The sequence below is a fragment of the uncultured Arcobacter sp. genome, assembly GCF_937982575.1.
In the GTDB taxonomy this organism is placed as follows: domain Bacteria; phylum Campylobacterota; class Campylobacteria; order Campylobacterales; family Arcobacteraceae; genus Arcobacter.
The window spans coordinates 136,213-146,441 of record NZ_CALJLR010000002.1 but is presented as its reverse complement, the minus strand read 5'-3'; the positions used below and the strand labels follow the sequence as shown (position 1 = coordinate 146,441).

Here is a 10,229-nt window from a genome sequence, read left to right as displayed (position 1 = left end):
TCCAACTACTAGTTTCTAGTATTTAGATAGAGGCTTTTTTTTAGCCCTTTTTTTACTGATATGTATAATATTATTCCATGAACTAGAATTTATTTTCTACTTTAAGGTGTCACTATTCATTATTAGTTATTCACTATAATTAGCTCGCATAGCTCCAACGGTAGAGCAATTGCATGGTAAGCAAGAGGTTGCAGGTTCGATTCCCGCTGTGAGCACCACTCTTTTTTATTTACTTATATCTAGTTTTATTTGATAGTTTTCTATAAGAATAGAGAATTGTTTTTAGATTTCAATATATTTTTTGCCATTAAATGAGATGACTAAATCAAGTCTTATTTGTTGTTTATTATCTAAGAGTAAATATTCTTTTCCTTTAATAACTATTAAGGTATGAACTAAGCCTTTTACAGTTAATATCTCTTCCTCATTAAAATAAATGATAGTAGAAGGTATTTTCCTTTTTATTGCTACATCTAGTTGATCAAAAAATTCACATGAAATTGGATTGTACATAATCTGCCTTTTAAATAAAATATTGAGATATATTCATAGCATACCAAATAATAGAGAAGTTAAATAAAAAGATAAACATAGATGAGGCTCTAGAAATTATTTTTTCTTTGTTAGTTCTTTCTCTTCCATGAGCTTTTAATGATATATACATATGTAGAGCTGTTGCAAGAACTACTAATAAAACTATAAAAAGTTTTCTATATAACAATATTCCAAATTGAGAGTTTCTGAACTCTTCATCAAGTATTATTGAATAAAGATTATGTTGATTTAATAAAAGCAAACCTGTTATTATTAATAGTGTTATCCAGATTAATTGAAAGTATCCATAAAAAGGTCCAATATGAGAGTATATTACTTTTTGTACCTTTGGGTCTTTAAAATAAATACCCATACCAAAAAGTAGTAAGCCACCACCAACCCAGGTGGCAGCTGATATGATATGGATAAAGAGTATAATATTAGTTATCATCTCTTGATTCTAGAATCTCAATTGATTCTATTGTATCTTTTTGATTGATTGAATCTAGTGTTTCAAAACTTGCTTTATCACTCTCTTCAATTCCTCCAAAAACAGTATGACCACCATCTAAATGTGGACAAGCAACAAAACAGATAAAGAATTGACTTCCACCTGTATTTTTTCCTGCATGAGCCATAGAAAGAGTTCCTCTTTTATGAACTTGATTTTCTGCATCTGTTTCACAAGGAATAGACCATCCTGGTCCTCCCATTCCTGAACCATCTGGGCAACCACCTTGTGCCATAAAACCAGGGATTACTCTGTGGAAAACAAGGCCATTGTAAAACCCATCTTTAGCAAGTGTTGCAAAGTTTGATACAGCAATTGGAGTTGATTCTGGGAATAATTTAGCCCAAATTACACCTTTATCAGTAGTAAATTTTGCATATTGAAATTTTTCTAATTCTTCTTTTGGTAAATCGTATTTTTTTAATTCTTCTTTTGATCCGAACATTTTTATCCTTTAAAATTTATGCAATTATATCAATTTTATGTATTAAAGAGGTTAAATTTTTAGTTTTCTGAACTCTTAGATAAATAGTTTAGTTTGATTAAATTATTTACAGCTTCTTTAAATAGTGGCACTGCTGACCATGAAGCATAGTGATAATACCAATACTTTCCTGTTGAAATTGGATTTATTACTGTTACTCCAATAGTGTATTTTCTTTCTTTATCATTTGCAAATCCAAAAAATGATGAAATATAAATATCTTGATATTTACCATGCCTTGCAATTTGTGCAGTTCCAGTTTTTCCACCTATTTCAATACCTTCAATTTGCGTATTAATTCCAGTACCTTTATTAACAGTTTTAATTAATAATCTTTTTATTTCATTGGCAGTTTTTGTTGAAATAACTTTTGTGTTGGTATCATCATCTAGACTTAATTTATTATCATCTACAAGTAAACTTTGAACAATTTTGGGTGTAACCATAACTCCTTCATTATTAAAGACTGAATATGCCTTTAACATTTGCATAAAAGTAGATGTCATACCTTGTCCATATGAAATAGTTGCTTTAAATACATTATCTTCACCCTTACTTTCACCTGCAGAAAACTGTCTAATTGTTGGCATAACTCCAACTTTTTCATAAGGAAGATCTATTTGTGTCTTTTCTGTAATACCAAAGGTCTTTAGTCCTTCATACATCTCTTTTCCACTTAATCTTTGAGCTAGTTGTAAGGTTCCAATATTACTAGAGTGAACAAATATATCATCAACTGTTAAAAATCGTTTGGTAAACTGATGATCATCACCTATAGTGTATCTGCCAAGTTTGTATCTTCCCCTTGGATATTCACCTTTTGAATTAATCTTACCAAATCCATTATAAGCATTAAAGAGTTCATTTTCTTTGATTCTATCTTTGTCCATTACAAGGGCTATTGATATTGGTTTAATAATTGAACCTGGTTCAAATAAGAATTCAATTGCACTTACATCTAAATAAGGAATATCTGATTGTCTGATTAATCCAGGGTCAAATCTATTTGAAGAGGCTAAGGCTTTTATTTTACCTGTATTACTCTCCATTATTGAAACAATAATTTCATCTGCACCTAGTTTTGTTTTAAAACCATCAATCATTAGTTCTAGGTTTTTTTGAAGTCTAAGGGGAATATTTAGTATTAAATCAGCACCATCAACACGATTTTGAATTATTGAATCTTTATTAAAAGAGATATATGAAAGTACATCTCTTGTACCTTTTAGTGTACCATCTTTTGTATTATTTAATATATTGTTATAGCTTTTCTCTAATCCCTTTATGCCATTTACTTTTGTTTTTCCATCTTTTGTTTCATACTTTCTTATATACCCAATAACTGGAGTTAAGGTATCTTCATAGGAGTATAGTCTTTTTTCGCCACTTTCATTTATATTTAAACCTCTTAAAATCTTATTGTCATTTATTTGAATAGATTTAAATACATCAAGATGTCTTAGTTTAAATCCAAGCTCTTTTAAGTTTTTAGCAGTTTTTGAATCAATATTATATGATAAAACAATAGAGCCTGGATTTCTTAATGAATCATCAATCTTTTCTTTTATTTTGGCTTCTGGAATATCACTATAAATAGAAAAAAGTTTAATAAAAAGACTCTTTTTTTTGATATCCAAAAATCTAGTATCAATAGTTGCTTTATATAGTTTTATAGAAGATGAGATTTTAAAATTATCTTCACTTAAGATATTTCCTCTTATTGCTAACTCTGATTTACTACTTTGTAAATTTGGCAGTCTTCTTTTATCTGATATAGTTACGAATACATTTGATAGAAGAAGTACTATGCTTAGGAAAATAAATATAAGTATTATAAAAATTTTTTTAATTCTAGTAATTTTGTTTATGTTTTTTGAAGACATCTTTATCCATATTAGATTATAATGTGATATGAATTTTATCCAAAATATGTTTAAATCAAATCAGAACTTTTCACAACCTGACTATTTGCTGTTTATATTAGCCTCATTATTGATTATAATTAGTATTATATTTTCATACTCATTGAGTGTTTACACAGTTGTATATTATGAATATTCACAATACCACTTCTTTACAAGGCAGTTATTAGTAGGAGTTTTATCTATATTTCTTATGTGGGGTATATCTTTTTTTAATCCAGATTTTATCATCGGTAAAGTTGGAATGTTTTTATTTATAATTTTTTTAATTTTAATGATTGCAATGCCATTTTTACCAAGTTCTGTTGTTACAACTGCTGGTGGAGCAAATAGATGGATAAGACTTCCTGGTTTTTCTTTATCCCCTGTAGAGTTTTTTAAAATAGGATTTATATATTTTCTTGCTTGGTCATTTCATAGAAGATTAATGGATAAGCCCAAAAAAATGGGATTGAAAGAGGAAACAATATTATTATTGCCTTATTTTGTTGCTTTTTTACTTGTAGTATTTTTAGTAGCTTTTTTACAAAAAGATTTGGGACAAGTTGTATTATTAGGTCTTATTTTGGTTGTTTTGTTGATTTTTGCAAATAGAAGTTTTAAGATATTTTTAGCTTTGGGTTTTTTAATAGTACTTGGAATTATATCTTTGATTTTAGCAGCACCACATAGGGTTCAACGTATTTACTCTTGGTGGGCATTAAATCAAGATAAAATTTTATCGATTCTACCTACATGGGCAGATAAACATTTAAGAATAGAAGAACTTCCTGAACCATATCAGGTTTCACACTCCTTAAATGCAATTCATAATGGTGGTTTTTTTGGTACAGGCTTAGCTCAAGGAAACATAAAGTTAGGATTCTTATCTGAAGTTCATACTGATTTTATTTTAGCTGGAATTACTGAAGAGACAGGACTTTTAGGTCTTTTTATTGTTTCAGCGATTTTATATGTGATAGTTTGGAGAATTTTTAAAATAAGTAAAAGAGTAGATAATCCAATATATCATCTGTTTACTTTGGGAATAGGGCTTATGATAATTATTGCTTTTTTAATTAATTCTTATGGAATATCAGGAATGATTCCTATAAAAGGTATTGCAGTTCCCTTTTTAAGTTATGGGGGTTCTTCCATGTTAAGTCTTGGAATATCCATTGGTTTAATATTATCAATTAGTAAATTATCAAAAGAAGAAAGAGTCAAAAAATGATTGGAAATGTTGTTATAACTGGTGGTGGTACTGGTGGACATTTAAAAGTTGCTAAGGCATTTATAGATGAATTAGCTATTAATAAAAATATTAAGCCATTTTTTATAGGTTCTTTAAATGGACAAGATAAAAAGTGGTTTGATGCATATGCAAATTTAAAAAAGAGTTATTTTTTAGATACTAGAGGAGTTGTGAATAAAGGTTTTTTAGGAAAAATAAAAGCTCTTTTTCAAATCTTTTTTCAAACACTTAAGTGTTATGTTTTTTTTATTAAGAATGATGTAAAAAGAGTGATTAGTGTGGGTGGATTTTCTGCTGCTCCTGCTACATTTGCTTCTATTTTAATTCCTTCTTGCAAATTGTATATTCATGAGCAAAACTCATGTATGGGAAAACTAAATAAAATAACATCTAAGTTTGCAACAGAAGTTTTTTCTTCATATTTAAAAGACTCTAAAATAAAAGATTATCCTGTAAGTGAAGAGTTCTTTTCAAACTCAAGAGTTAGAGAAAAGATAGAAAAAGTGATTTTTCTTGGAGGTTCTCAAGGGGCATTGGCAATCAATAATTTTGCACTAAGTGTTGCTAAAGAGTTAGATAATCTAGGAATAAAAATCATTCATCAAACAGGTGGTAATGACTTTACTAGAGTTAAATCTGAATATAAAAAATTAGGTATCGAAGTTGATGTATTTGATTTTACCAATAATTTAGTTGATAAGATGAAAGAGGCTGATTTTGCAATTAGTCGTTCTGGTGCATCAACTTTATGGGAACTTGTAGCAAATGGATTGCCAACACTTTTTGTTCCCTTCCCTTATGCTGCCCAAGATCATCAATATGGCAATGCAAAATTTCTAAAAGAGAAAAATCTTGCATTTTTAGTTAGGGAAAAAGAGTTAAATAGAACTATCTTAACTGAGGCCTTAAATAGTGATGTAAAAACTATTTCTGAGAATCTAGTAAGACTAATATCTAATGATGCTAGAAAAAAAATTATTGATTTTATATTAAGTGAAAATCAAAAGTAAGAGTACTCCAAAAACTATTCTATAAATACCAAATGCTACAAAAGTAAAATTTTGTAAAAACTTTAGGAATAGTTTTATGGTTAGGTATGCCACTAAAAATGCTACTACAAATCCAACAGCAAGAACAACAAAGTTTGCATCTGTAAAATCTTTATAGTGTTTGAGTAAATCATATCCCGTAGTTGCACACATAACTGGAAAAGCTAAAAGAAAAGAGAATTCAGCACTTGCTCTTCTATTTAAACCAACTAACATAGCCCCAATGATTGTGGATCCAGCTCTTGATGTCCCAGGAATAAGTGCGAAAATTTGTGCAATTCCTATATAAAAAGCTTGTTTATAACTTACTTGTTCCACATCTGTTATATGAGATTCTTTTTCATCATAAAACTTCTCTACAATTAAAAATATAATTCCACCAATAATAAACATTATGGCAACTATTTGGATAGAAAACATTGCTTTAACTTGGTGGGAAAATATAAAACCAACAGCACCTATTGGAATAAAGGCTAAAATTAATTTTTTCCATAGTTCAATTTTTTTAATTGAAAATTTGTCAGGGTAGTTTAGGATTACAGCTAAGATTGCTGCAAATTGGATTATTACTTCGTATGCTTTGTTTATACTAGTTTGTTCCAAGCCCAAAAATTCACTTGCAACAATCAGGTGTCCCGTTGATGAGATTGGTAAAAACTCTGTAAATCCTTCTATTACTCCCAATATTATTGAATCTATAATTTGCATTTATAACCTTTTATTTTATATCTTTTGCAAGTTTTAAAAAGAGTTTTAATCCCTTTTTCTCTTTTTCATTTATTTTATAGTCAAGTTTTGTAAGATAATATTGTATATCTTTTACAGATATTCCAGTTCGATTAGAATACTCTTTTAATATATATTGAGGAATTTTTACCGCTTTTTTATTAAAATTTTTAGTAATACGATTTAGATAATTTCCATGTTTGTTATAACACAATCTTGCAAATACAAAAGGAAGATTATATTTTTTTGTCCAAAGCTTTCCAAGGTCAACAAAACTATCTTTATCATGGCTTGCATAATATTTTAAAGCCTTATCTCCAATTAAGACTTTACCTTCACATTTTAAAATCTTAGCTAATACATTAGAAGTAGATGATTCAAAATCTTCTTTATAAACACCAGGAATACAAAGAACAGATAAAATCTCTTTTTTCCCTATAATTCCAAAATCTAAAGACTTTTGTCCTCTTGATTTTATAGAAGATATAAAGGCAGCATCAACTTTTCTATTTTTAAACTTTACATTTATATCAGCAGGGTAAGATTTTTTTGAGTTTACTATTGCTTTAATTTTTGATGGTTTAATATTCTTCTTAAAATATACGTGAAATGGTAATAAATTAATGTAATCAATTTTTGCAAATATCATTTATTGGTTTTCCTAAACTTAAAATAGTTTGGATATAATATTTAAAAATTAGTAAAAAAGGAGTTAAAGTGGTAACAATAGAATTCTTAGGGCCAATTAATAAAAAACCACTTACTTTAGATATAAAAAATTTATTAGAATTAAGTGATATATTAAAAGAAGATGAAGATATGAGTGCATGGCTTGAAAATTGTGCTGTTGCAGTAAATGATACGATGGTTAGCTCAAAAGATATTACATTAAATAGTGGAGATAAAGTATCTCTTTTACCTCCTGTTTGTGGTGGATGATATTTAAATGAATAGTGAAAATAAATTACAACTTTTTGATGGCTCTTTACCTGTAGAAGAAATTACCAATGATTGGTACAATGAGTTTAAAAACTCTAATTTTGGTGCAATAATTACTTTTGTGGGAGTAGTTAGAGATGAAGATGGTATAGATGGTTTATCGTTTGATATTTATGAGCCTATTTTAAATAATTGGTTCAACTCTTGGCAAGAAAAAGCAAATGCACAAAATGCAATTGTACTTATGGCTCATAGTAGGGGAGATGTTCTTAATCATGAAAGCTCATATATAGCAGCTGTTTGTTCTCCTAAAAGAAGAGTTGCCTTAGAGTTAATTGATGAGTTTGTGGAAGATTTTAAAAAAAGTGCTCCCATATGGAAATATGACATAATAGATAAGAAAAGGGTTTATGCTTTAAATCGAAGTACTAAAATAAAAGGTTCAGGAATATTGGCATGAGAGTAGATTTACATAACCATACAACACTTTGCAATCATGCAACTGGAACTATGGAAGAGTATGTAAAAAAAGCAATTGAAGTAGGAATTGATGAGTTTGGTTTTTCTGAGCATGCTCCTATGGATTTTGATAAAAAATATAGACTTGATATTTCACAAAAAGATTATTATGAAAATGAAGTTAAAAGATTAAAAGAAGAGTATAAAAATCAAATAAAAATTTTACTAGCATATGAAGTTGATTTTATGCAAGATGTAAAGATGTTAGATGTCATTTTAAATGCAAAAGTTGATTATCTAATTGGTTCTGTTCACTTTTTAGATGGCTGGGGTTTTGATAATCCAGAGTTTATTGGTAAGTATGAAAATAGTGATATTGATAAAATTTGGCAAGACTATTTTGATACTGTTCAAATAATGGCTAAATCAAATTATTTTGATATTGTAGGACATATAGATTTAATAAAAATATTTAAATTTTTACCTAAAAAAGATATAAAATTAATTGCACAAGATGCTTTAAAAGAGATAAAAAAATCTGATATGGTAATTGAGATAAATGCGGCGGGATTGCGAAAACCTATAAATGAAGTTTATCCCTCTAAAGATATCCTAGAATTAATAGCTGAGTTAGATATTCCTATAACTCTAAGCTCAGATGCACATAGTATTGAACAAATTGGTTTTAAATATGATGAAGTGGTAGATTATGTAAAATCTTTTGGTTTTACAAAAGTTGCAACTTTTGATAATAGAAATAGAAAACTGGTTAATTTTTAGACAATCTTAAAGTAAAAAAAATCATAAATAATTTTGTAAATGTTTATTTTTTATACAACTTTTTTGTGTTTTCTAAACTTTATTTTGATAAAATGGTTCAAATCAAAATATCAGGAGATACTGTATGGGTAAATTTGTAAACAATACAAAAGAGTTTTTTAAATTTTGTGAAGAGAATGAAGTTAAGTTTGTAGACTTAAGATTTACAGATATGAAAGGTATGTGGCATCATTTAACTTATATGTTAAGCGCTGTTAATGACGACAATTTAACAAATGGTATGCCATTTGATGGTTCATCAGTTGATGCATGGCAACCAATTAATAAATCAGATATGATATTAAAACCAGATGTAGGGACTGCTTTTTTAGACCCTTTTACAGCTGATTCAACTGTTGTTGTTATTTGTGATGTTTATGACATCTACAAAGGTGAATTATATGAAAAATGTCCTAGATCTATCGCTAAAAAAGCATTAACTCATTTAAGTGAGTCTGGTGTTGGTGATGTAGCTTATTTTGGACCAGAAAATGAATTCTTTATTTTTGATGATGTAAAAATTATTGATAATATTAATGAGTCATATTATAGAGTTGACTCAGAAGAGGGTTGTTGGTCAGATGCTAAAGATATCGAAGGTGGAAACATTGGACATAGACCAAGAACTAAAGGTGGATACTTTCCAGTACAACCAACAGATTCAATGGTTGATTTAAGAGCTGAAATGATGTTAGTTTTAGAGCAAGTTGGTTTAGAGGTTGTTTTAGGACACCACGAAGTTGCACAAGCTCAAGGTGAAATTGGTATCGTATTTGGTGACTTAATTGAAGCTGCTGATAATGTTCAAAAATATAAATATGTATGTAAAATGGTTGCACACTTAAATGGTAAAACTTGTACATTTATGCCAAAACCACTTTATGGTGATAATGGTAATGGTATGCACGTACACCAATCTATCTGGAAAGATGGTAAAAACTTATTCTATACAGAAGGTGAGTATGGAAATCTTTCTGAAATGGCTAGACATTATGTTGGTGGAATTTTCAAACACGCTAGAGCAGTTGCTGCATTTACTAACCCATCAACTAACTCATACAAAAGATTAATTCCAGGATTTGAAGCTCCTTCAATCTTAACTTATTCTTCTCAAAATAGATCAGCTTCTTGTAGAGTTCCTTATGGAGCAGGTGAAAAAGCTACTAGAATTGAGATGAGATTCCCAGATTCAACTTCTTGTCCTTATTTAGGATTTGCAGCTATGTTAATGGCTGGACTTGATGGAATTGCAAATAAAGTTGAACCAATTGGTCCAATGGATGAAGATTTATTTGAAATGCCTTTAGATGAGATTAGAGAGAGAAAAATTCCTCAAATGCCTCATACATTAAGAGGTTCATTAGAAGCTTTAATTAGAGATAATGATTTCTTAAAACCTGTATTTACTCAAGATATGATAGATACTTATCAACACTATAAATTTGAAACTCAAGTTTGGCCTGACGAAGCTAGACCAACTGCGTTTGAATTCATGAGTACTTATTCTTGTTAATAACAAGAATAAGTTTTTAAAAGCTTGGCTTTTTAGCCA

At 28.8% G+C, this 10,229-nt stretch carries 12 protein-coding genes and 1 tRNA gene; 7 read left to right on the top strand and 6 right to left on the bottom strand.

From position 1 onward, the window contains the following. Positions 1–142: 142 nt before the first annotated feature. A tRNA-Thr gene (locus tag Q0617_RS00740) sits at positions 143–218 on the top strand. A 64-nt stretch (positions 219–282) separates the two neighbouring features. Here Q0617_RS00740 and Q0617_RS00735 read toward each other — a convergent pair. From Q0617_RS00735 to Q0617_RS00720, 4 genes are read right to left on the bottom strand one after another with little or no spacing between them, the layout of a single operon-like run. Next, entirely contained in the window at positions 283–513 is a 231-nt protein-coding gene (locus Q0617_RS00735) for a transcriptional antiterminator Rof (protein ID WP_298749432.1), read from the bottom strand. A 10-nt stretch (positions 514–523) separates the two neighbouring features. Next, positions 524–985, bottom strand: a complete 462-nt coding sequence (locus Q0617_RS00730; protein ID WP_298749430.1) for a hypothetical protein — start codon at positions 983–985, stop codon at positions 524–526. Beyond that, the gene (locus tag Q0617_RS00725) at positions 975–1,490 is read right to left on the bottom strand and encodes a peptidylprolyl isomerase (RefSeq protein WP_298749428.1); all 516 of its coding nucleotides are present in this window, start codon (positions 1,488–1,490) and stop codon (positions 975–977) included. The genes Q0617_RS00730 and Q0617_RS00725 overlap by 11 nt, the downstream gene beginning before the upstream one ends. Before the next feature lie 59 nt (positions 1,491–1,549). Then, on the bottom strand, positions 1,550–3,412 hold the full coding sequence (locus Q0617_RS00720) for a penicillin-binding protein 2 (RefSeq protein WP_298749426.1): 1,863 nt from the start codon (positions 3,410–3,412) through the stop codon (positions 1,550–1,552). 28 nt (positions 3,413–3,440) lie between these two features. Between Q0617_RS00720 and Q0617_RS00715 the strand changes: the two genes are divergently transcribed. Together Q0617_RS00715 and Q0617_RS00710 are read left to right on the top strand one after the other, a co-directional pair. Next, positions 3,441–4,664: an FtsW/RodA/SpoVE family cell cycle protein gene (locus tag Q0617_RS00715; RefSeq protein WP_298749424.1), complete on the top strand. Its 1,224-nt coding sequence runs from the start codon at positions 3,441–3,443 to the stop codon at positions 4,662–4,664. Then, complete coding sequence (locus Q0617_RS00710) at positions 4,661–5,695, top strand: UDP-N-acetylglucosamine--N-acetylmuramyl-(pentapeptide) pyrophosphoryl-undecaprenol N-acetylglucosamine transferase (protein WP_298749422.1); 1,035 nt, start codon at positions 4,661–4,663, stop codon at positions 5,693–5,695. Before Q0617_RS00715 ends, Q0617_RS00710 begins: the two co-directional genes overlap by 4 nt. Here Q0617_RS00710 and Q0617_RS00705 read toward each other — a convergent pair. Both Q0617_RS00705 and Q0617_RS00700 read right to left on the bottom strand, forming a co-directional pair. Continuing rightward, complete coding sequence (locus Q0617_RS00705; RefSeq protein ID WP_298749420.1) at positions 5,675–6,442, bottom strand: undecaprenyl-diphosphate phosphatase; 768 nt, start codon at positions 6,440–6,442, stop codon at positions 5,675–5,677. The two genes, Q0617_RS00710 and Q0617_RS00705, sit on opposite strands and share 21 nt — an antisense overlap. A 10-nt stretch (positions 6,443–6,452) precedes the next feature. Beyond that, positions 6,453–7,109, bottom strand: a complete 657-nt coding sequence (locus Q0617_RS00700; RefSeq protein ID WP_298749418.1) for an MqnA/MqnD/SBP family protein — start codon at positions 7,107–7,109, stop codon at positions 6,453–6,455. A gap of 68 nt (positions 7,110–7,177) precedes the next feature. Here Q0617_RS00700 and Q0617_RS00695 point away from each other — a divergent pair, with 68 nt between their 5' ends. From Q0617_RS00695 to glnA, 4 genes are all read left to right on the top strand, one after another. After that, the gene (locus Q0617_RS00695; RefSeq protein WP_298749416.1) at positions 7,178–7,399 is read left to right on the top strand and encodes a MoaD/ThiS family protein; all 222 of its coding nucleotides are present in this window, start codon (positions 7,178–7,180) and stop codon (positions 7,397–7,399) included. 7 nt (positions 7,400–7,406) lie between these two features. After that, a complete protein-coding gene (locus tag Q0617_RS00690; RefSeq protein WP_298749413.1) occupies positions 7,407–7,859 on the top strand; it encodes a molybdenum cofactor biosynthesis protein MoaE in 453 nt (150 codons plus the stop codon). Continuing rightward, on the top strand, positions 7,856–8,638 hold the full coding sequence (locus Q0617_RS00685; RefSeq protein WP_298749411.1) for a histidinol-phosphatase: 783 nt from the start codon (positions 7,856–7,858) through the stop codon (positions 8,636–8,638). Before Q0617_RS00690 ends, Q0617_RS00685 begins: the two co-directional genes overlap by 4 nt. 124 nt (positions 8,639–8,762) lie before the next feature. After that, positions 8,763–10,190, top strand: coding sequence for a type I glutamate--ammonia ligase (glnA, locus tag Q0617_RS00680; protein ID WP_298749409.1), 1,428 nt, complete (start codon positions 8,763–8,765; stop codon positions 10,188–10,190). Positions 10,191–10,229 lie beyond the last annotated feature (39 nt).

Coding starts and splice junctions, on each gene's coding strand:
- Q0617_RS00710 (WP_298749422.1), top strand. CDS start 4,661: ATGATTGGAAATGTTGTTATAACTGGTGGTGGTACTGGTGGACATTTA.
- Q0617_RS00705 (WP_298749420.1), bottom strand. CDS start 6,442: ATGCAAATTATAGATTCAATAATATTGGGAGTAATAGAAGGATTTACA.
- Q0617_RS00720 (WP_298749426.1), bottom strand. CDS start 3,412: ATGTCTTCAAAAAACATAAACAAAATTACTAGAATTAAAAAAATTTTT.
- Q0617_RS00725 (WP_298749428.1), bottom strand. CDS start 1,490: ATGTTCGGATCAAAAGAAGAATTAAAAAAATACGATTTACCAAAAGAA.
- Q0617_RS00700 (WP_298749418.1), bottom strand. CDS start 7,109: ATGATATTTGCAAAAATTGATTACATTAATTTATTACCATTTCACGTA.
- Q0617_RS00730 (WP_298749430.1), bottom strand. CDS start 985: ATGATAACTAATATTATACTCTTTATCCATATCATATCAGCTGCCACC.
- glnA (WP_298749409.1), top strand. CDS start 8,763: ATGGGTAAATTTGTAAACAATACAAAAGAGTTTTTTAAATTTTGTGAA.
- Q0617_RS00685 (WP_298749411.1), top strand. CDS start 7,856: ATGAGAGTAGATTTACATAACCATACAACACTTTGCAATCATGCAACT.
- Q0617_RS00715 (WP_298749424.1), top strand. CDS start 3,441: ATGAATTTTATCCAAAATATGTTTAAATCAAATCAGAACTTTTCACAA.
- Q0617_RS00690 (WP_298749413.1), top strand. CDS start 7,407: ATGAATAGTGAAAATAAATTACAACTTTTTGATGGCTCTTTACCTGTA.
- Q0617_RS00735 (WP_298749432.1), bottom strand. CDS start 513: ATGTACAATCCAATTTCATGTGAATTTTTTGATCAACTAGATGTAGCA.